Here is a 19,643-nt window from a genome sequence, read left to right on the forward strand (position 1 = left end):
CCAAAGAGGATTAGAGGCGCTTCGCTTTTAGAGGGCTAATAGATTGAATCAAAATTTATATGGTTAGACGCTCTCTTTGACTGAAAATGCTCAATTATTTCTTATAAATAACTTGGTGATATAATTATTGCCGTTATCTTGGATATAATGTATTTCAACATAACCTCCATTAAAAATAACCTTATTGTTATATTTCCGGTTTGCAAAAAAATATGGCGCAGTTTGATAGTTATTATACTTAAAAGCCACTCCTGATACTGAAAAACTCTGTGTTCGACTTGCTCCTTCTTTTTCTACTAATTTTTCAATTTCGCCTGTTACAACTCTCTGCTCATGCGATCTTACTTTAGCTATGTATTGTATTTTCGAATATAAAGAAGCTATGGAAGCTAGATTGTAAAGAATAAATATAAAAAGTAAGATGAAGAAATTAAACTTAAAAAAACGTTTAATATATAAATCGTATAATTTTTTGAGCCTCCCAATAAAAATTAAACTGATAACTATAAAAAACACATGTGGCAAAAATTCAAGGCAATTAAAGCTTATTGTTGTTTCGTAGTAAATTTTCATCATATGTACTTAAAATGTCTCAACTTTGACACGACTAAATCAACCACCATGATCGAAAACCAAATAACTATCTCAAGACCGATTCACAAAGAGGATAAGAGCCGCTGAGTTTTAAGAGATTATAAATAACTTAAATTAAAAGCTTTTAACCAAAAATATTTTGATGTCTGAGGTCAAGATTCCCCATAGCTTTAGCAGTGAGGAAAAAGAAGCGGGCAAACCTGAAAGATTATATTTTTGTGTTTAAACCAAGTTTTATTGTTTTCTTAAGAAAACAATAAAACACCCTAATTACTTTCTGTACTAAATAAAAACTAGACTCTAAATTTAAAAAGTGAAAAACTTAAATGGGTGTCTAGTTAATTTATTATTTATACCCTGTTATTAGTTTAAAGAATATATATCTAAACAACTTTCTTTAAAGTTTTTAGACTTTCCAATATCTCTATCATTTATATCAAAATCAAGAGTGTCTATTTTTCTTGCAATATTATTGATAATTACGTACAAATCTTCATGTTTATAAGCTTTTAATAAAACTTTATTACAATAAGTAGAATCGAATTTTTTTGCATTGACTTTAGGTTCACTTTCAATTGATAAGAGTTCCCTTAATTCATATTTAATCATCATTAAGATAAAGTACTTAACTTTTCTATATTTTCTATCTACATATCCTTTTCGAATTGATTCATCAATAATGAATAATAAATACGAAACCATATAATAGGCAGAATAAGAATGGTCCTTCTTAAATAACTGATCTTCAAATTGATTAAATAACGTCCCAAAATATCGAGTTGCCATATCAGGCCTTTCATGAAAAAAACTTGTAAAGGCCTTAATTTGTATATTTTTGTCTACTATCCTTTTCTTCTCTATATTCGACTTATTAAATTGTTTAGCTCGTCTTTCATAATACAGCTTATGAGGGTGTTCAACTGATAGATAATAATCTTCTAAGCTTTTTTGAAAATCCGTAAATGCAATTAAATCTTGTTCTTTGACCTCTGTCTGTCTATTTGTTGCACGAATTATTTTTGACATTACAGTCTCATCGGAAGTTGAAATCAGCCTTATTGGAACAAAGACCTCATCAGTTAATTCATCTCTGTTTTCAAATATGACATTGGAAGTTTGGCAACCATTTATGATTTGATAACCTTCTATTTCAACTGAATCACGACTATCATGTATTTCTTCCGAAATAATTGTTACTCCGTTATTCATGGCAAAAAACATACTTTTATTTTCTGATTTCAATGTAGTGGAAATTTCTGTATTTACTTTATTACCACCTTGATAATCTCTGACATTATCATAAAAAATTTCACTGATTATTTCCCCATTACCATCTGAAATAATATCTACTAAAGTTTTAGCAGGTATGGTACCAAGATAAGACTTTGGGATTTTATCTCCAACTGCGGGCAAAATAACTTTATTTGGAAAATTAAACTTTGCTTTGTATTTTTTTCCTATCTTTTTATAGTTCCTTTGGACTTCACTTGCCCCTAAAAACTCAAATTCAATATTTTCCTGAAAAACATTTTCATTAGAAATATCTGCTAAAATCGAATTTTTTTTACTTTCACGAAGAGGGTCATCTACTTTTTTAGCTGTCGTTGCAAAAAATAAATGGCAAGTGGGTTTGCTTTTTAATTGACTAGAATTTTCTATCAAAGTACCAAATAAATCTATTTTTTCAAGAACCTCATTACTCCATTTAATAGTTGGATTTTCGCTAATAAAATCAGTAACAGCCCATCCGAAATTTCCGATGTCTTTAATATCAAATTTTTGTGAGGTTTTAGTTTGAATAAATACAACTTGTGCTTCTGGCTCTTTATGTGACTGAAGGACATCAAGCAAATTCTCTTTTGAATCGACAAAAATACCATTAATTAATATAGCAAAACCATCTATTCCGACAGTTCCCTTATCGCCAATATTTAAATCTTCAAAGCTAAAACGCTCATAACTATATTGTTCAATAATAATATAGTTGATAAAATGCTCGTACTTTAAATACTCCTCACCTTCTACCCCGTGACTATTACAGAAATCGTTCATGTAACTTTTTGTAATTCTATCCATTCAAAAATCCTATTTAGTTAAAGTATTCATTGCAGCCAAAGAGCAAACTTACAGCTTATTGAACCCAATTTAGTTTGTAATAACACCCAAAAACGGCACCTATCACATTGTTCGGTATTTTGCTTAAACGACTCTATTAGTAACACCTAACTACGAAAGTTATTTTATGGTCTTTAATATTAAACCCCAAAACGACTTTTAATGATGTTATGGGACCAATCGCCAATTACTGTGTTTGTAGACCACATTAGTAAAACCTATCTTCACTAAAACTTTATCTACAAAACTTATAAATACCCTAGCTTCAAAATCGTGTATCGTTCTCACATGGGTCACCATCGCCATCACCATCCATTTTTGTATTGGGGCAGTTATTTATAAAAAACACCGCCTCTGCACGTGAAGTCATTTGGCTACAGTGCTGCCTCCCGTCACAGGTAAAATTTTGTGTGCTTTTTGGAATCACAATTTGTGGGTATTGCTCATCAAACGTAGCTAAATCGGCGTTAGTAATAACAGGTGTGTGGTTATTAAATTGCTCACTACTTTGATAATGGTTGTATTTATTTACTGCGATAAAGCCAAGTACGGCGATAAAACCAATTGAGGCGACTTTGCCTAAAAAGCTGTCGGTAAAATTAGATTTAGCAACACGATGATGGTTTGTTTTTTTAGGCGTAACTTTAAGCGCAGCTACACCTTCAATTCGGCAGTTAACGGCTTTTGATTTACCATCGGGCTGTGTAGCGACTTCAAAATAAATGGTGTCGCCCACTTTTGGCTTGCGGCGCATATGTTTGAGCGCTGAAATGTGTATAAAGGTGTCGTGCGCTAAGGTGTCTGATTTAATAAAACCAAAGCCCTTTTCGTCATTCCACGCTTTTAACAGTCCTTTGTTCATGTATTTACCTGTGCTGATTAAGCTGCGATTACGCAAATTCCATTTAAGTTAAGAATCGTTAGTATACGTTCCTAAATTGCTACCACGCAACCAAATATTCATATTAGGTTAATTTAAACACACCAATTAGTTGGCAAAACACTTAACCATATAGGGAAAATACCGAGCTTTGAGGTTTAAAATGCAGCAATAAAATAGCCTGTTTTATTTTATAAATTACGGCCATTTGTCCTTTATTCTAGGACTGCTAACTTTTGCGAAGCGATTAGCTTAACAGCTTGTTTACACTCGGTTTTGTTATTAGTTATTTCTATCTGAATTAAGCGTTTTTAGTGTGATTTTTCATTCGTTATTTACTTAATTTATCTATACAATCCACACCTTATTTTTACGTGCAATTTTCAAGTGATTATCTCATGCTATTAACCGTTGTTTATATTATTGGTATTACTGCAGAAGCCATGACCGGCGCACTTAGCGCTGGGCGAATGAAAATGGATTGGTTTGGCGTTGTACTGGTTGCCAGTGCAACAGCAATTGGTGGTGGCAGTGTGCGAGATATTTTACTTGGCAATTACCCACTTACCTGGGTTCAGCACCCTGAGTACCTTTTAATTACTTGTATAGCTGGCATTGTGACTACGTGGCTTGCTAAGTGGGTGGTTAAATTTAAAGGCATTTTTATGCGCTTAGATGCGCTAGGGCTTGCGGCGTTTAGCATTATTGGCTGCCAAGTGGGGCTAAATATGGGCCTGCACTATGGTATTTGTGTTGTGGCTGCAGTTGTAACCGGTGTATTTGGTGGCTTACTGCGCGATTTAATATGTCGACAAGCACCTTTAGTACTACATAACGAGCTATACGCGAGTGTATCGTTACTTGTTGCCTGCTTATTCTTGGCACTGCACCATTACAATATTGATGACAACATCAGCATTATTGTAAGCCTTGTTGCAGGCTACTTAATACGTATGGCATCAATTCGCTTTAAGTGGCGTTTACCTACCTTTAGTTTGTTAGAGCAGCACGCTAAATAAATTAGGCTTTAATACAATTTAAGGCAGGTATTAAACCTGCCTTAATTAATATAAGTACTAGCGCCTTACTTTATTGCTCGCTTACATCACTCAGCGCCGTTTTTAAACCACTGTTATTTTGTTTTAGTACGCTAAAACTGCCGTCGGTTTCTAGCACTACAGCGGCTACATCTTCTATGGCTAATATACCCGCGCCACGAATGGCAGCGCGAATTTCTGATTTAGTTACCCGCTGCGATTTAAGTGCCGCCGTACAATATTCACCATTACTCAGCAATAGCGTAGGCTCTGCTTTTATAAGCGAAGCAAATTTAGATGAGCGCACACTTAGCCATGTAATAAAATATTGCAGCCCTATTAATACAACAAACGCGAGCATGCCCTCTAGCAGCGCAACGCTTTTTGTAATGATCACCGAGGCTAAAATAGATCCCAGCGCAATAGTGACAATAAAATCAAACACGTTCCATTTAGAAAGCGTACGCTTACCCGATATACGCAGCCAAAACACTAGCGCTACATAACCCAGCACGCCAATAATAAGTACGCGTATTAAGCCCTGCATATCATCAAAAAACATAGTCACTCCTTTATATGCGTTATTTACTTACTGTAAGCAGTTCCTGCAATAGTTAATTAAACCCTACATGGCACATAGTTAAATAACGATGAATAAAGCGCCCTATTTTATTTTGCTAATTGTTTTACAAACTTAATTTTACTTAGCACCGTACTTTGTTTATCGACATAGCCACCTATGTGATAGCCGTTTGTGATTAACATAGTGAGCATTTGAGGAAACCGGTTCATCGATTTTACATGTATATGCGTGTAGCCTTGCTCAGCGGCCCATTGTTCCTGCTGTATAAGTAGCTTTTTAGCTATACCAAGCCTACGGTATTTTAAATGTACGCCACCAAGCCAGCTATAAAATTGTGTAGTTGATTGCTCATAGCCAATTTTAAAACCGACTAATGTATCTTCAAGGTAGGCCACTAATATAAGTGCTTTTTTATTATTTAAGCGTTTTTGTACTGTTTGATTATCAATAGTGGTTAATCAGGGATATATTTACTCACTGCGGTTACATCGTCAATTGTGCCTGAGGCTATTGTGATGACTATACAATTCCTATTTTATAAGTCCGCGAGGCTCGCGATTAGAAGAATTAATCACCCGGAAAGTTTTAGAGTGATGGCTTTAACTTTAAATTAGTAAAAATAGTTAAACATCTCTTATTATAAATCTTCAATTGCGGCTTTTATTTCATCGTAGAAAAAATCTCCAAAGCTATTTGCCAAAACTTTAACTTCATGGTCCCTTTTGTATGATAAGCTGGTTTCAACAACGGGTGAATACTTTTCGACTTCTGATACATTTAAACTAAACAAAGGGCCGTAACCAGACGCTTTAATATATATCATTTTTTTTGAAATATTTTTTAGCTTTCGAGCTGATTCCGTCGCAAAAATAACGCAAGGTACTCCAGCCGCATCTAGCCCAAACTTAGTTAAGCCATAAAAGCATTCACCTTCAAAAGATAATGCCCCATACATTCTTAAAAAATATTTATAATCGAACGGAAATTCTAAACCTAAACGGCTTTCAGCATCAATTATATATTTATCAGAAACACCGCCTGTGAATAAAATCTCCTCCCCTGTGTTTTCCATCATCTTAATAGCTAACTTAACTTTCTCTATCGACATATATCACCTCTAAATAAACTCATAAATTCTTAATTTTTATTCTGTTTTAATTTCAGCTAACAAGTCATTAAGTAAGTTTTAACTAAAGAAAAATAAAGATACATTAACTATTTTAAAGTTAAATTCAAACATACTTATCAACCTTTCACACCTTAACTAAAAGATCATGGAGGGAACAGGGATAAAACCTCCGTTAATTATTGATAGACAATAAAAAAGAATGAAGTGGTTATTATTTAAAAAAGGTAAGCTTTAATTTTTTTGTATAACAACCAGTATAAAGCGCTATATTTGTTACTTATAAATATCTTAAACTTTAATTTAAAGGTATTTTATACTTTATTTCTAGGTGTTGTTTTAGCAATTTCTTTATCAATAGCTGCACGATAGGTTTTTATACCTTTAAAAAAATCATATTGATATTGAATAAGTTCTTGATAATTTTTCCCTTTAATTAAGTAAAAAGAAACTAACATTAAAGCTATATTAGTAGCCGAAGCTATATGGTAGCCATGCCCATCTAAAACAAAAAAAGATGGCAAACATATAAACGCTAAAAAAAGCGCATAGTATTTTAGTATATTTGTACAAATAAAAGAGCCGCGACTTGCTTTGAAGTTTAAGAGGCAAAATACTACCCCAACTGAAAATAAAATACCTAACAGCCATTCAGGGCTGGTATTAAGGTATTGAGTTAATAAGGTCATCCCAGAGTAAGCCGTCCCTAAAAGTAAAAGAGTCGTTACTAATAGAAACCTAATTAAAAGTTTCCATGGAGGTAACAATAAAACCTTCATATCGTTTTGAGACATTTATTCACCTCTTAAATAATGCCATTCACACAGCCATTCTAGTTACACCAATCTAAAAAAGTGCCAGCTATTTGAATTGTTCCTCTATTGTTATTTATCCAGGTATCGATTGCAGGGCTAGATTTAAAATATGAGCCCGTACCAGGCCAATAGTAAGTCCCACTTGAACTCTTACAAAGTGCTAAGTAAATAGGCGTCGAGTTAAATGCCACATCTTCAGCTTTCTCAACTAACATTTCAAATGTGATTTGTTTATAAGACTCCCCTTTATAAGTAGCAATTACATCAGCAGTAAATACATACTTTTGGGATTCATTAACCATTTGTAAAGCATCTACTTTAACAATAGTTACTTAAGCTTAATAATCAGTACTTTTAACCGCTTCTTTAAAGCCATCAAGCTTTAATAAATGAATATGCTGAGCTTTAGTACTAAAGCTCAAACTTATTAAAAAAGTGTACGCAATCAGCGCTTTTAGTTGGCTAAAAATCATCAATTGAAGCTAATTTACTAATAGCCATACTGTTACAGAACCAGTGTTTTATTGTGTCATTATTTTGTAGCGTAACTATTTTTTCATTTGTTACTGTATCGAATTCCTCACTACTGTAATCACTCAATGTAATTTCACTTCCCTTTATTTTAAAAATCAAACTGTGTTCGTTAACTAAAAAGCGACGATAGCTCGACTTTTCTACATTTTTTAGCTCAACAAAATTGATAAATAAAGCTTCATTTGTATTAAATTTATCTAAGTAAAATTTACTACCTACTTTACTTACAGTTAACTCCATAGGTATGGGCTGACTAGCATTACATTTAAATATAACTTGCGAAACGCCTTGAGCTGCATTACATGGTGCAATAAAAAACAACAGGTTAATCTGAAGAAGCTTATATAGGTTACTTTTTATCATGCTTTTTAAATACCTTCTGTACTTTAATATTATAGTTGTTTAGTAAATACAGTACTTAATGTTTAACTGATACACCTAATAAATCAAAGTTATAACGCGTGACTGAATCAATTGAGTGCTCTTCAACTAACTTAGTGCTTTTTACGCTAATAACCCCTTCATCAATACTCATATTGCTTACATTACTACTTAAAGTGAAATTAGGGAGTGCGTATAGCTCTGAGTTGATGATTTGATATCCCTTTAATACTTGCAATTTATTACCTGCATAATACTTTATTAATGCATAATAATTTTTGCCTTTTTCGAGCAATGTTATTTCTGGCGTGTGACCTTTTAATCGAGTGGCAATAAAAGGGATGCCTTCACTAAAAGATAAGATGTAAGTATCCCTTGTAGGCAAGCAAATACCTGACTTATCTTTGTGGAGTAATTTAACTTGTTCCAACTTTAATGACTGCAATAACCCTGTTTTGTCATCAACTTTTATAGGCTTAGTTACTTTTATATTTAAACATTCTGACGCGAAAGCGGTATGACTTATCGTTAATAGTAGAGTGCAAATTAAGACCTTAAAAACATTCATATACTTACTCCATATGTTTGCCAATTATGGATAAACTCTTGCACAGTACCCTTTACAAGTGGCGTATTGTGATAAGTTTTTCAATACTGAGCCTGCGCATTAGTATCATTAGCTTCTGGCAAGGCGGCTCGTGCTCTTAAATAGTGGATTCTAGCAATGGCGCATGCATAAGCATCATTCTCTTTTAGCTTTTTTAACTTATCTTCAGTAGTCATTAAGCTTTTAACTTTTAATGCTAACTCTCCTCTGTAGCTTAGGTAATTATCCCAGATATCATCATGAGTAGCAGGCTCTATCTGAAAATAACTCAAAGCAGGTCCACCGCCTAGTTGTTGACGATACTTCAATCGACTTTCTTGAATCGCTGTACCCAACAATAAGATTTCTGTTTTTTTTGATGACAAACCAATTTTTAACAACGTTGGTTTTATTACATTGTTCAAAAAAAGTTGAGGATCTTTCATTCCTGCTTTTGAGAGCTATATAAGGCAAGCTTCTCATTAATTTTGCGAAAAGTAGCATCGTTAGCATTAATTTTTCCATCAGGCCGCGCCATGTTTAAGACTTTGCTTTGGAACAACTTAATAGCAGCAATAGTTTTTGAGTTTTATGGGCGAGGGTTTAAGCGACCATCGACAATTAAAGTTTGAATAGGTGAAATAAGTTTCAGTAATTTATTCAACGCGGTTTGTACCGTTTTTACATCGTTTAAACTGTTAGCGCCGCCCAATCCAACAGATTGAGTTATTCTTATTGATGACATCAATAAAATCCTTTTTAGAGTTTTTATATAGCTCGTTTAATATTTAAATATAAGTTAGTGAAAGATGGAAAGCTCAACCTATCCCCTGTCTATTTCTTTCAATGTATTTAATAAAATATCGTTACCATTTTTAGAGATAAAATTTGCATGTATATATAACCTATCTTTTTCAGTAAGATATATATCAGTGTTCGATATATGTGTTAAATAGCTTTTAACTAATTTTGATTCATTGCTATCCGGGCTTCTAAAGAGCGTTGAACCTTCCAATCTATCTCTATTTTTTAAAGCAAAAAACGCTGAAAGATTGGCCATACAATGTGTCAAATCTTCTTTAGTTACCTTTAAAGACTCCAAAAACTTTAGAAAAGCTTTATCGAAAACTTCAGCGTTGCCATTACCCGATCTTAAAAAAGATTCAACATGCCCGCCAAGGTTTGGACCATGATTATGCTGGCCAAAATCGGGGGTCCTAACAAAATAGTTTTTTTCTCCACGAAAAAAGCTATTTGTTTCATGTTTTTGTATAGAAGCTTCAAATAAATTTGTCATGTAAAATCTCTTAGTCAATGACAGTCTAGGTGTAATTGCTCACTTATATTTTTAGTTAGCAGCTTACTAAAATCGTATCTACTTTTTATGTAACTCATTTGACATAGCAACAATATCAGCCATTACCCGCTTTTCACCTAAGTCAGCTAAAAAGTTTAAATGCTCAATAAGCTTTACCTTTTTTAGATTTTCTAGTTTGTTTGTGCCACCTAAGGCCAATGCAGGTACAAACGCATACATTTCATCAAATTCTAAGGGACCTAGTTTTTTACAGGCTCTTTCAAACAATAGCTCCTCATCGACGTCTTTTTCATTTAAAGAATTCTTACTCATGGTAGCAAAAAATAAATCAACTGTTCTTTCCTCCCCTCGCTCTTTTAATTTCTCTGAGTAATCGGTTGGGAAAATCATTCCAAAATTTGAATTAATATCAATGCTCTGACCAGATGTGTTACCCCAAACAATTAAATCCCCAAACGCACTTCGCCCAATAACATAATAACTATCGATACCTTGTTCTTCTCGTTTAGCAAATTCAGTTCCTTGCAACCACGTTTGCAGAATGTCATGGTACTCACTAGGGTTAACTAGCCAAAAAATGCCATCTCCCCACCCACAGAAGCCATATTCTTTCCAGTATTCTATTAAACGTTCTGGCAGTCTATTTTTATAAAAATCAAGTGTTTCTTGATCTGGTAGCCTTGAATTAATAGCTGGACCAAACCCTTTATAATTATAAAAGTTATCGAAAAATTTATTCATTTATTTGCACCTATGTAAATTTACATTCATCATTGCATCTGGTCTCAACTCTTCTAATGCACTTTTAGCTTGGGCGTCCATAGCTTCGACTCGACTCAAGACTCTTGATCTCCAATATCGTTAACCCCTTTATTTTTCCATTGGGAACCAATTGATTGGTTAACACTTGCATCACCTAAGTCAAGTAATTCGTCATTATAATCATTACCACCAGCAATCATATCAGGATTATGAAGCGCATTAAGTGTTTTCATATCTCTTTTGGCCAATAATCCAGCTTTAATTGTCAGCGGTTCACCTCTCAATTTTTCAGTTTTTCTGAGCTCTTTTTTATATTCTTTTATTAAATTCGATTTAAATCGTTCTCTTGCTTTCCTTTGCGCTGCACCAGTACCTTTTCGACCAACTTTCTTGTAAGCTTCGCGATTATCTAGATAGTTTCTAACTGTCATATCATTGATGCCGTCTTGTTGGCCTTTCAATTGGCGATCATATTCTGCTTCTGTACCTTTTGCATTTTTCTTAAAACATGCAACCTCGTGCAACTCCATTGTTTTTTCATTTTCATCAGATTGGACTTCCCATAGTTTGCTAGACACCCAATGAGTTACATTGTAACTTCTAATTAGAGGTGTTTTATGAGCAAAGGCAAACGGTATACCCAAGAATTTAAAATATAAGCAGTTAAACAAATAACTGAACGTGGTTATTCAGTTGCTGAAGTATCAGAACGATTAGATATTTGTACCAAAACGTTATATCACTGGCGAAGCCAGTTATCAGGGAAACTCAAACAAACCAAATCATCAGATGAACAACTAAGGATCACCAAACTTGAGGCCGAGCTAAAACGTGTCACGGAGGAACGCGACATTCTAAAAAAGGCCGCAAGGTACTTTGCCAGCACCCCCGAGTAAAGTACGCTTTTATTCGTGAGCATCAAAATGAGTTTTCTATTGTTGTGATGTGTAAACTATTTAAGCTACACCGCAGTGGCTTTTATGCGTGGTTAAAGAAGCCATTGAGTGACAGAGCAATCGAAGATAATCGTTTGCTTAAGCTTATTAGAGAGTTTTACGTTGCCAGTGGTGGCACTTACGGTAGTCCTTGGATACACGCAGATTTACGTGAAGCTGGTCAGCAATGTAGTGTTAATCGCGTAGCTAAGATCATGCGCCAACATAAACTCAAAGCGCAAATAGGGTATAAACGTCGCCATATTAAAGGCGGTAAAACATCGCGCATTGCAGATAACTTGCTAGCTCGTCAGTTTAATCCTCCTGCGCCGAATCAAACTTGGGTAAGTGATATTACTTATGTGAGAACCTATGAAGGCTTCTTGTATGTAGCAACTGTCATGGGTTTATTCTCTAGGCGCATCGTAGGCTGGTCGATGGATAAAAACATGGACAAGCACTTAGTAATTAAAGCATTGCTCATCGCAGTTTATCAGCGCCAACCCAAAGCAGACGTAATGGTACATAGTGATCAAGGAAGCCAGTGTGGTAGTGCTGATTACTTAGCCTTTATGAAAGAACATAACCTTGTACCCTCAATGAGTCGAGCTGGGAATTTTCACGATAATGCAGTTGCTGAAAGCTTTTTTGCGACGATTAAAAAGCGAATAGTTAAGCGTAAGATATATTCGACAAGGGAAGATGCGAAAGCTGAGATACTCAATTTTATAGAAATGTTCTACAATCCAAAAAACGCCATTCACACACAGGCGGTGTTTCACCTGCTAAGTTTGAGGAAGCGTATTTTTCTGAGTTAGAAACTGTCTAGTTAAAGCTGGGAAGTCCATTTTGCTAAATGACTACACACCTTTTGTGCTGTAATAAATTTATTTATCTCTTCTTTTGTAGGCATTATTTCTCCGTTTTCATCTAAGAAAAATATTAAAGCATCTTTTAAAATCGATTGAATGTTTTACTCTTCTATCAATACTACGATAGATTGATTCTGCTCTGCGGCGTCTCTAAACGTAACAAAGTAGCGATCGCGAACTATTTCATAAGCTTGAGGGTCGAGCTCACCAGCCCTATGCTCAACATCATCTACTAGGCCTTTATTTTCACTATTATCTATATCAACCTCAAAATACTTTTTTAGCAAAGGAAATAGGTCTTGCACCATCTCACTTGAAAAAAAGCCAAAAGAACCACTTATGTTAGCATCGGGGCCAATTAATTGATGAGGAAAATAGTTAAATGAACAAACTGGTAACAATCCCTGGGCACCTACTACTGCATCAAGTAACTCAATAGCTGGAATAAAACCACGCATGTTAAGTTCTATTGATTGCCACCTTGTAGCTTCTTTTTGAGTTATATCTAACAACTTTTGGTATTTTTGCTCATCACTTGTATCTAATGTGTTGGGGTATACCGTTTCATCTACAATGAATAAATGAATTAAACTACTCATTACAATTTTTCCTTATCACAAACTTATTCATTAATCAGGTATAAAGGTAAATATAAGGAATCTGTCGTGCACTCCCAGCTATGTATATCCTTACCCAACTTTGCCATGGTTAATGCGTTTAATGACATAGTTCCTTGTATATCTTCTTTGTAGTCGCCAAACTTACAGGCATCTTTATGCCACGTAATAACTTTCTCAATACTCGCTTGCCACAGTGCTTGTTCTTCCATAGTTAGTGCATTAATGGCTTCAATCAACGGTAATATATATTGTTGCACGTCTTTGTCTTTTGTATTTTTAGCCTCAGTTAACGCTGTTAGTATTTCACTTTGAGATAAAACTTGCCCTGTCCCTATTTTTATCAGTAAATGATCATATAAATAACAAGCCTGATGTATAATATTATCAGTAGGTAAACTCCAACCAACCGTTTTCAGTTTTTGCTTTGTCGCCACATCACCAAATAATATCACTAAGTTAATTCGATGCTGGATATTCCAATCACCAAATACATTTTTAAGCTCAGGGTCAAAGCCGCTTAAGTAAGCAAATGGTGTTGCTTTTTTTAAGTATAGTTTTGCTTCCTTATAGTTTTCTAAAACGTAGTATGCGTATGCAAGCTCTTGATATTCTCCGGAAAGTATTCTCGCAGCGTCTTTTTTATCTTTTTGGGAAGCTAAATGATTATTAATATCAGCAAGCCTAACCTCAATAAACATAGGTGCATCTTCAAAAAGTTCTTCAAATTCGAAATCATAATTATTAAGTTTTAACATCTATTCTTCCTTTGGAAGTGGTTGAATTACACCACCTATAACTTCAACATTAACCTCTTCAGCTTCAATAACTAGTTTGGTAACTTTTGGCTTCTTTAGTTTTATAGCTTTTAAAATATTCTTACCTAATTTATTTTTACCGTTGTCTTTTTTAGACTTTTTCATCGACTTTAAGCTGCTATCAATCCATTCATCTGACATCTGCGGCCCTTTTGTTTTGTTTTCTGTAATTTTGCACCAGGCCATTTAGCTTCAACAACAAAGTACTCTATCACTTTGTTGTCCTTATCTCGTTTAGCCCATACTTGATCGACTCCTGGACCCGGACCAAAACCCATCTCCATGGTTGCAGGTGGTGGTGGGCCTAAAACTCTTTTTCCATATACATGGAAGCACCAAGTTCACCTTTAGCCTCTGTAATCTTGGCTTTAAAAGCACCTTGCCTTCTCTTAGAATCACCTTTATCTATCGATTCAGCCAGTCGATTTTCGTAACGCTTTCTATACGCAGCAACTGCTTCTACATGCTTTTCAAGTGTCCTTTTTCAGTCGATTGCCCTGAAAGTCTTCCTCATCAAAACCGATGATAAGTGTATTAGTTCTTGTGCCATCCTCTTCAATGCCACCATGCTGATGAGTTTTAGTGGTATCGAATCTTGTTTTAACCTGAATCGCAAAATGCATGTTTTTACCATGCCCAATTTTTATAATTGTGGCAGTGTCTTCCTTACAACTCAACACAAACGGGTCCACCCAATTAACCGGATTTGGCGCATATTGGTAATGGTTTATGCCACCTACTAAGCCTATCGGGTCTTGGTTTATAAAGCGTTGTCGTTTTGGACTGTAGTAGCGGTAGCGGTTGTAATGTAGGCCGCTCTCTTCATCTAAATATTGCCCTTGAAAACGGATTAGCTGGGTGAAGCTGCTTTCTTTATTAGTGTCAGAATCGGCCTCTGGCTCCTCATAACCATATACATTGGCTTGGTTTTCCCATACGACTTGCGCACTGTTGTTGGTAACAAAACGTGGGGTATTAAGCTGGTCTAGGTGGTAGTAGTACACCTCACCTTGTTTAATCAGTCCTATTGGATGAAATTGGTTCGGCAGGTTGATATACCACGTATATTCACCGTGTTGGCACTCGCCAATTAACTGGTCGTTATCCCAATGTAGTCAATTTTACCGTGCTCGGTGTGCTTGGCGATGCGGCGGCCTAATGGGTCGTAGTCGTATTGCGTGAGCGTGCCGTTATTATTAAAACAGCTTAACTGATTAAACGCGATATATTCACGGCTGGTTTTAATGCCTTTGCCGGTTTCGCGTATTTGGTTACCAAACTCGTCGTAGTAAAAGTCGCTGTCGCCAAATTGTTTTAGGCGGTCGGCATCGGTGGCACTGTTTATTGTGGTGTTGTTAGTGCCTTTATTGTTTATTACTGAGTCTGCGTTGCTACTATTTTTACTACTACTTTCATTACTGTTTGGTGCTAACTCATTGTATTCGGTATGGGTGGCGTGTGTAAAATCAATAGAAGAACTGGCTGTATGCTCATTACTGGCTGCATCGCTTGTGTTTAATTGAACAGTCTGATTTTGCGGGTTACCAAAGTTATCCCACTGGTAATGTGTGGTTGTATCAGCACCTGAGCTTGCCGTGATTGTTGTATTAACTACCCGAGGCTGCTGTATTCAAAATTGATGTTTTGGCTGCTTACGCCTTCGTTTTTGCGGGCTATAAGCTGGTTTACACTGTCGTAGTTGTACGTGCAAGTATAAAAAAACGAAATTAGAATGGATGTCAAGTTTATCTTATGAAAACACCACTTTTGAGGTAAGTGTTTTCTTCATGTTAATTAATATGTAACTAAACGATAAAATTAAAATTGCTTAAGAAGGGTATATGGCGCATCCGCGGCTAGTCGTGTAACTACATAACTATAAGTAGAGCCGTAACTCCCCTTTTCAACACTATTGTCATAGTAAATAGCTTGATCTTTATTTAAGACTCCATTTTTATAATATGACTCATTTCTTCCCAACTATTCGCTTTTGCTAAGCGTAGCTCATCGTCATTTGAAATAATTAAAGAGAGTTTCGGCGGCATTTTCTTTGGTGATGCTAAGCTGTGCTCGAAAGCACTCACAAAGCTTATGTTAGAAGTATTCAACTCACCCATATAAGACCAGACTAAAGACACCTTATTATTTGGCGGGTACTGCTTGCTTACAACTTGATAAGAGTGGCTATAACCGAAGCGGCTACACGTAAAGGTATCTGTGCAAATCTGCTAACTTATTACGAGCTTCCGACGAGGCTAGAGACAGATTCTACCCTCGGAGGATCAAACCCAAACCAAGTAAATACTCCATCAAAAAGAAAAACACCAGTCAGCTTAAGTGACTAGTATTAGTCATTAAGGGTTCTGTTTTGCATAATACCAACAGTAGAAACTGACGGTATTTTCTATTAATTAAATTTATTATGCTAGGTGTCGTTGCTAGGACGCTTACCTTTTACCTAACGCGGGTGACTCACCCTTTTTAGCTGAGTTTTTAACTACTGAGCCAGCATTTGTATTATCGCTTACTTGAATAGCCGACTTCACTTTTTGGCGGGTATTAGAGATAATGGCTAATGCTAAAAATCTAAGCGCCTACAACATCCATGTTATTAAAGAGCCTATTTGTAATATGTATTTACAATGACAGCATTATATTATTTCGTTATTTTTAGTGTTATATTTTTTATGACAACATGTTATCAGTAAATCGACATCTGCTATTTAAAGTATGTCTCCTGTTTTTTTGTTATTTGAATCGTCTAAGACAACCTCAGTACCAAATGGCACCATTAATGTTTTCTCTACCATCTGCTCTACTTTTTCATCGTTTAATCTCGATAACGAATAAAATAGTTCTTGATTAACGTGTTTTGGAGTAGAGCCTTCATCTTTATCAAATGCTAAAAATGGATTGCTATCGCATACTTCTGATACTTTAAAATTAAGTAAACTATCAACGTATGACTTTAAATCTTTAAAACTATAAAGCTCTTTCAAAGAAGCAAGGTCGTCGTACTCTTCTTTATCTTCAGGAAAGTCAAATAAAAATACTCCCTGAGTCGGCAAGGAATATTGCTGACAACAAAGTTCACAGTACCAAGTCAGAGTATAATGCTCAGCACTGATTCCAATAATATATGGTTTTGGAATTATTTCGCTTTCTTTATCAATAAATTCATGTAAATGACTACACACTTTTTCACTTGAATTAATAGTAAAATTTAATTTTTTGCCTGGTTTCATCTACGACTTCCCAGTTTAAAAAGGTTTAAGTCTAATAAAAGTGTTACTAGACTTAATTATAATACTCTACGTATTTATTAATATTACGTTAAAACTCAGTCAAACTTAGGACGAAGTTTCTCTCGCATTTCGAACATATTACTAGGTGTAATAGCCCACCGGTTTGGATTATCAAATTCAAAGTCTACTTTAAAGCGCTTTGTTTCATTCTCCATTTGAAACAATAGTTGATTGAACTTTTCACCGCATTGCTGATAAATATCTTCTCTTAATTGCTCTAAAGTATTATCTAATAGCAATTGTTCATCTTCAATTGAAGCTGCGGCAGGTGTAATCTCTTCACCATCATATAAAAAGCCGGAGTTAGAAGTACACCCCTCGCCAAACTCAAAAACAAAAGTAACTTCCTTCCACTCATAGTCAATAAGATCAGAACAGCGCAAAAATAATTGCGCAATATCCATGAGTGCTTCATCTTTTATATTCACATTTAACCTCTACATTTTTTGCATTACTTCTTTTGGGACTCGCACATAAGTTTGCCCATTTTGGTTATTAAACTTATGACGTTTTTTATATACCCTTTTTTTACTTTTAGGATCAAATACTTCATATTCACTAATTACATCAGTAGGTCGAGCTGATCCAGGGGGCTCAAGCGAAACCTTTAGTTTGACCTCATATCCAGCTTCGGTCCAATCTGCCCACTCATTTTCCATCGACTTATAACTACCTCGATTAAAGTTAGAGTTTTGTGGAAATAAGTTTTTCTCTCCTTGATTACTCATAAAGCGATGGCCAACTAAATGACCGCCATCATCAGTTAACCTAGCTTCACCACCAGCTTCACTTTGTGCTTTTTTTTCTTTAGATGAGCGCTTGCCATGATAAGTAGATTTTAATGTTGCCTAAACTGAAATAGGCCTACCTTTACTCTAAAGCTAACTCTACAAGATAGCTTCTTGTTTTTTGTACAAGGCAATTACTTTTATATCCATATTTAATCTTATGAACTCGCCAAAATAGGTTTTATCTATAAATATCAAGATACTTACCTAAAGTATTATCCTCTTTTATAAATTCATATTGCTCTGTGTCTCCCCATTCATTACCAACTTCATTAGTATCTGGGTGAAATAATAGTGAAACACCTGTTTTTGAATCCATGTTTTGATTTAAACCGCGGAAGCTATAATGCTCTAAAGTAGCAATTTTGTATTTTTCAACATAATTACCATTTAACTTAAAAAGCTGAACTTCCATATCGGCATATGCTTCAACAAAAACTAGATTTAGCTTTTTAGAAAAAACAGCACTAGCATCAAAGCTAAAATTTATTTCAATTAGCTCTCCTTCATAGACCCATGACAGGGTTGAACTAGGTGAGTCACCTTCTCTGTTAAACACTCTTTTTATTTTCATAAATCCTAAACAACTCTATTAAATATACTTTGAAATTTGACTTTTATAAGAATCAGGTTTTGCTAGCTATTTAAGTATTTACTTTCGTCCATTCTCTGCTAGCTCCTGGTTCATACCTTACAAACCATGGGTTTGGTTGTTGCTCTGCAGGTATAAAGTTAATGGCGTTAGGGATTTCAAATACACCTACAGGCTGCCCTTTATCTTTCAGACATACAAATTGCCCATCAATTAATTCGAATATACCTTGCTCGCCACCGGCAAGAAAAATGCGCTCGTCTATTGCCCCAACTCCATACCATGAATATTTAGCAGACCCAATATCTGTGAAGCCATCATTTGCATTACCCATTAATAAACAGCCACTTCGACCAGTAATAAAAACCTTTTCTCGTGAAAGTACTTTTACATCGGTAAATGCATCTTGCTGCGGAATGCCTGAGGGTAATGTTATTTTAGCCCAAGCACTCCCATTGAAATGATGTATGTTTCCATCATAACCAACTACGTATACGTCATCAGAAACTGAGCCATCTATTGCATTTGGCGCTTTTGGAAGTGTGTACTTTGCCCAAGACTGACCGTCCCAATGAAATGCTGGGCCTGCAAAGGAGGTAACCCAAACATCTTCGTCTGTTGTTCCCCAAATAGCATTTAACTGGCCTTTAAATACTTCGGTAACATTCCACTTAATATCAAAACTACCTGAATTAAATTTTAATCGCTCGAATGGCGGCTGCTTAAAATTAATGTTGGCATTAGTAAATACGTCACCTTGATCATCTACAACCCATAAATGACCATCTTGTGACGACCACATAGCGTTAAGCTGAAAATTTACGCCTAATAGTTTTTGATTTTTCAAACCTTGGCTTAATGTTACTGCTCCAACGGCTGCCATTGGGTTAGCTTCATCGTAAAATGTATACAGTATATGTTCTCCCAGACTGGAGTAACATAAATCAATAACATGTGAAATATCGTAATTGTTTGCCATTATATT

General features: G+C 35.2%; 25 protein-coding genes and 2 pseudogenes. 3 read left to right on the top strand and 24 right to left on the bottom strand.

Going from position 1 to position 19,643, the window contains the following annotated elements:
* Window positions 1–957: 957 nt before the first annotated feature.
* The gene (locus PSH50_RS00390; RefSeq protein ID WP_273587281.1) at window positions 958–2,670 is read right to left on the bottom strand and encodes an AIPR family protein; all 1,713 of its coding nucleotides are present in this window, start codon (window positions 2,668–2,670) and stop codon (window positions 958–960) included.
* A 304-nt stretch (window positions 2,671–2,974) separates the two neighbouring features.
* The gene (locus PSH50_RS00395) at window positions 2,975–3,571 is read right to left on the bottom strand and encodes a cold shock domain-containing protein (protein WP_273587282.1); all 597 of its coding nucleotides are present in this window, start codon (window positions 3,569–3,571) and stop codon (window positions 2,975–2,977) included.
* Window positions 3,572–3,987: 416 nt separating this feature from the next.
* Between PSH50_RS00395 and PSH50_RS00400 the strand changes: the two genes are divergently transcribed.
* Window positions 3,988–4,608, top strand: a complete 621-nt coding sequence (locus PSH50_RS00400) for a trimeric intracellular cation channel family protein (RefSeq protein WP_058550084.1) — start codon at window positions 3,988–3,990, stop codon at window positions 4,606–4,608.
* A gap of 70 nt (window positions 4,609–4,678) precedes the next feature.
* On the opposite strand, the gene PSH50_RS00405 is transcribed toward PSH50_RS00400, so the two are convergent.
* The 12 genes from PSH50_RS00405 to PSH50_RS00460 form a co-directional block, all read right to left on the bottom strand.
* Window positions 4,679–5,188: a DUF421 domain-containing protein gene (locus tag PSH50_RS00405; protein WP_096041721.1), complete on the bottom strand. Its 510-nt coding sequence runs from the start codon at window positions 5,186–5,188 to the stop codon at window positions 4,679–4,681.
* 107 nt (window positions 5,189–5,295) lie between these two features.
* Window positions 5,296–5,604: a GNAT family N-acetyltransferase gene (locus PSH50_RS00410; RefSeq protein WP_273587283.1), complete on the bottom strand. Its 309-nt coding sequence runs from the start codon at window positions 5,602–5,604 to the stop codon at window positions 5,296–5,298.
* A gap of 242 nt (window positions 5,605–5,846) precedes the next feature.
* The gene (locus PSH50_RS00415; RefSeq protein ID WP_273587284.1) at window positions 5,847–6,317 is read right to left on the bottom strand and encodes an SMI1/KNR4 family protein; all 471 of its coding nucleotides are present in this window, start codon (window positions 6,315–6,317) and stop codon (window positions 5,847–5,849) included.
* 332 nt (window positions 6,318–6,649) lie between these two features.
* Entirely contained in the window at window positions 6,650–7,129 is a 480-nt protein-coding gene (locus PSH50_RS00420; protein ID WP_273587285.1) for a hypothetical protein, read from the bottom strand.
* A 38-nt stretch (window positions 7,130–7,167) separates the two neighbouring features.
* Window positions 7,168–7,452: a hypothetical protein gene (locus PSH50_RS00425; RefSeq protein ID WP_273587286.1), complete on the bottom strand. Its 285-nt coding sequence runs from the start codon at window positions 7,450–7,452 to the stop codon at window positions 7,168–7,170.
* 160 nt (window positions 7,453–7,612) lie between these two features.
* Window positions 7,613–8,047 carry a hypothetical protein gene (locus tag PSH50_RS00430; RefSeq protein WP_273587287.1) on the bottom strand — a complete coding sequence of 145 codons (435 nt, stop codon included), beginning with the start codon at window positions 8,045–8,047 and terminating at the stop codon, window positions 7,613–7,615.
* Window positions 8,048–8,102: 55 nt separating this feature from the next.
* Window positions 8,103–8,633, bottom strand: coding sequence for a hypothetical protein (locus PSH50_RS00435; RefSeq protein WP_273587288.1), 531 nt, complete (start codon window positions 8,631–8,633; stop codon window positions 8,103–8,105).
* Between the two features lie 80 nt (window positions 8,634–8,713).
* Entirely contained in the window at window positions 8,714–9,097 is a 384-nt protein-coding gene (locus PSH50_RS00440; RefSeq protein WP_273587289.1) for a hypothetical protein, read from the bottom strand.
* 143 nt (window positions 9,098–9,240) lie between these two features.
* Window positions 9,241–9,396, bottom strand: a complete 156-nt coding sequence (locus PSH50_RS00445) for a hypothetical protein (RefSeq protein ID WP_273587290.1) — start codon at window positions 9,394–9,396, stop codon at window positions 9,241–9,243.
* Window positions 9,397–9,474: 78 nt separating this feature from the next.
* Window positions 9,475–9,948: a hypothetical protein gene (locus tag PSH50_RS00450; RefSeq protein ID WP_273587291.1), complete on the bottom strand. Its 474-nt coding sequence runs from the start codon at window positions 9,946–9,948 to the stop codon at window positions 9,475–9,477.
* A 78-nt stretch (window positions 9,949–10,026) separates the two neighbouring features.
* On the bottom strand, window positions 10,027–10,710 hold the full coding sequence (locus tag PSH50_RS00455) for a GAD-like domain-containing protein (RefSeq protein ID WP_273587292.1): 684 nt from the start codon (window positions 10,708–10,710) through the stop codon (window positions 10,027–10,029).
* Window positions 10,711–10,805: 95 nt separating this feature from the next.
* Window positions 10,806–11,309, bottom strand: coding sequence for a polymorphic toxin type 15 domain-containing protein (locus PSH50_RS00460; RefSeq protein ID WP_273587293.1), 504 nt, complete (start codon window positions 11,307–11,309; stop codon window positions 10,806–10,808).
* 93 nt (window positions 11,310–11,402) lie between these two features.
* Here PSH50_RS00460 and PSH50_RS00465 point away from each other — a divergent pair.
* Window positions 11,403–12,495, top strand: a pseudogene (locus PSH50_RS00465) (IS3 family transposase).
* Between the two features lie 144 nt (window positions 12,496–12,639).
* Here the strand turns inward: PSH50_RS00465 and PSH50_RS00470 are convergent.
* The 5 genes from PSH50_RS00470 to PSH50_RS21185 form a co-directional block, all read right to left on the bottom strand.
* Window positions 12,640–13,137, bottom strand: a complete 498-nt coding sequence (locus PSH50_RS00470; protein WP_273587294.1) for a hypothetical protein — start codon at window positions 13,135–13,137, stop codon at window positions 12,640–12,642.
* 23 nt (window positions 13,138–13,160) lie between these two features.
* On the bottom strand, window positions 13,161–13,913 hold the full coding sequence (locus PSH50_RS00475) for an Imm49 family immunity protein (RefSeq protein WP_273587295.1): 753 nt from the start codon (window positions 13,911–13,913) through the stop codon (window positions 13,161–13,163).
* Window positions 13,914–14,114 carry a hypothetical protein gene (locus tag PSH50_RS00480; protein WP_273587296.1) on the bottom strand — a complete coding sequence of 67 codons (201 nt, stop codon included), beginning with the start codon at window positions 14,112–14,114 and terminating at the stop codon, window positions 13,914–13,916.
* Window positions 14,115–14,443: 329 nt separating this feature from the next.
* Window positions 14,444–14,977 (bottom strand): RHS repeat-associated core domain-containing protein, encoded by a 534-nt coding sequence (locus tag PSH50_RS00485; RefSeq protein WP_273587297.1) that lies wholly within the window; start codon window positions 14,975–14,977, stop codon window positions 14,444–14,446.
* Between the two features lie 86 nt (window positions 14,978–15,063).
* Window positions 15,064–15,348: a hypothetical protein gene (locus PSH50_RS21185; RefSeq protein ID WP_337939318.1), complete on the bottom strand. Its 285-nt coding sequence runs from the start codon at window positions 15,346–15,348 to the stop codon at window positions 15,064–15,066.
* On the opposite strand from PSH50_RS21185, the gene PSH50_RS00495 reads away from it, so the two are divergent.
* Entirely contained in the window at window positions 15,305–15,496 is a 192-nt protein-coding gene (locus PSH50_RS00495) for a hypothetical protein (protein ID WP_273587298.1), read from the top strand. The two genes, PSH50_RS21185 and PSH50_RS00495, sit on opposite strands and share 44 nt — an antisense overlap.
* 1,200 nt (window positions 15,497–16,696) lie before the next feature.
* On the opposite strand, the gene PSH50_RS00500 is transcribed toward PSH50_RS00495, so the two are convergent.
* The 5 genes and pseudogenes from PSH50_RS00500 to PSH50_RS00520 all read right to left on the bottom strand — a co-directional run bounded on the left by PSH50_RS00500 (window position 16,697) and on the right by PSH50_RS00520 (window position 19,637).
* A complete protein-coding gene (locus PSH50_RS00500) occupies window positions 16,697–17,218 on the bottom strand; it encodes a hypothetical protein (protein WP_273587299.1) in 522 nt (173 codons plus the stop codon).
* A gap of 95 nt (window positions 17,219–17,313) precedes the next feature.
* Window positions 17,314–17,706, bottom strand: coding sequence for a hypothetical protein (locus PSH50_RS00505; RefSeq protein ID WP_126009393.1), 393 nt, complete (start codon window positions 17,704–17,706; stop codon window positions 17,314–17,316).
* Window positions 17,707–17,715: 9 nt separating this feature from the next.
* Window positions 17,716–18,099 (bottom strand): annotated as a pseudogene (locus PSH50_RS00510) (DNA/RNA non-specific endonuclease); the annotation flags it as partial.
* Between the two features lie 148 nt (window positions 18,100–18,247).
* The gene (locus PSH50_RS00515; protein WP_273587300.1) at window positions 18,248–18,640 is read right to left on the bottom strand and encodes a hypothetical protein; all 393 of its coding nucleotides are present in this window, start codon (window positions 18,638–18,640) and stop codon (window positions 18,248–18,250) included.
* Between the two features lie 70 nt (window positions 18,641–18,710).
* Entirely contained in the window at window positions 18,711–19,637 is a 927-nt protein-coding gene (locus PSH50_RS00520; protein ID WP_273587301.1) for a hypothetical protein, read from the bottom strand.
* Window positions 19,638–19,643 lie beyond the last annotated feature (6 nt).

The organism is Pseudoalteromonas sp. Angola-7 (assembly GCF_028599255.1).
Taxonomy (GTDB): Bacteria; Pseudomonadota; Gammaproteobacteria; order Enterobacterales; family Alteromonadaceae; genus Pseudoalteromonas; species Pseudoalteromonas atlantica.

Excerpts from the sequence above, each read along its gene's own strand:
- PSH50_RS00390 (WP_273587281.1), bottom strand. The coding sequence starts at position 2,670 with ATGGATAGAATTACAAAAAGTTACATGAACGATTTCTGTAATAGTCAC.
- PSH50_RS00395 (WP_273587282.1), bottom strand. The coding sequence starts at position 3,571 with ATGAACAAAGGACTGTTAAAAGCGTGGAATGACGAAAAGGGCTTTGGT.
- PSH50_RS00400 (WP_058550084.1), top strand. The coding sequence starts at position 3,988 with ATGCTATTAACCGTTGTTTATATTATTGGTATTACTGCAGAAGCCATG.
- PSH50_RS00405 (WP_096041721.1), bottom strand. The coding sequence starts at position 5,188 with ATGTTTTTTGATGATATGCAGGGCTTAATACGCGTACTTATTATTGGC.
- PSH50_RS00415 (WP_273587284.1), bottom strand. The coding sequence starts at position 6,317 with ATGTCGATAGAGAAAGTTAAGTTAGCTATTAAGATGATGGAAAACACA.
- PSH50_RS00420 (WP_273587285.1), bottom strand. The coding sequence starts at position 7,129 with ATGTCTCAAAACGATATGAAGGTTTTATTGTTACCTCCATGGAAACTT.
- PSH50_RS00425 (WP_273587286.1), bottom strand. The coding sequence starts at position 7,452 with ATGGTTAATGAATCCCAAAAGTATGTATTTACTGCTGATGTAATTGCT.
- PSH50_RS00430 (WP_273587287.1), bottom strand. The coding sequence starts at position 8,047 with ATGATAAAAAGTAACCTATATAAGCTTCTTCAGATTAACCTGTTGTTT.
- PSH50_RS00435 (WP_273587288.1), bottom strand. The coding sequence starts at position 8,633 with ATGAATGTTTTTAAGGTCTTAATTTGCACTCTACTATTAACGATAAGT.
- PSH50_RS00440 (WP_273587289.1), bottom strand. The coding sequence starts at position 9,097 with ATGAAAGATCCTCAACTTTTTTTGAACAATGTAATAAAACCAACGTTG.
- PSH50_RS00445 (WP_273587290.1), bottom strand. The coding sequence starts at position 9,396 with ATGTCATCAATAAGAATAACTCAATCTGTTGGATTGGGCGGCGCTAAC.
- PSH50_RS00450 (WP_273587291.1), bottom strand. The coding sequence starts at position 9,948 with ATGACAAATTTATTTGAAGCTTCTATACAAAAACATGAAACAAATAGC.
- PSH50_RS00455 (WP_273587292.1), bottom strand. The coding sequence starts at position 10,710 with ATGAATAAATTTTTCGATAACTTTTATAATTATAAAGGGTTTGGTCCA.
- PSH50_RS00470 (WP_273587294.1), bottom strand. The coding sequence starts at position 13,137 with ATGAGTAGTTTAATTCATTTATTCATTGTAGATGAAACGGTATACCCC.
- PSH50_RS00475 (WP_273587295.1), bottom strand. The coding sequence starts at position 13,913 with ATGTTAAAACTTAATAATTATGATTTCGAATTTGAAGAACTTTTTGAA.
- PSH50_RS00480 (WP_273587296.1), bottom strand. The coding sequence starts at position 14,114 with ATGTCAGATGAATGGATTGATAGCAGCTTAAAGTCGATGAAAAAGTCT.
- PSH50_RS00500 (WP_273587299.1), bottom strand. The coding sequence starts at position 17,218 with ATGAAACCAGGCAAAAAATTAAATTTTACTATTAATTCAAGTGAAAAA.
- PSH50_RS00515 (WP_273587300.1), bottom strand. The coding sequence starts at position 18,640 with ATGAAAATAAAAAGAGTGTTTAACAGAGAAGGTGACTCACCTAGTTCA.
- PSH50_RS00520 (WP_273587301.1), bottom strand. The coding sequence starts at position 19,637 with ATGGCAAACAATTACGATATTTCACATGTTATTGATTTATGTTACTCC.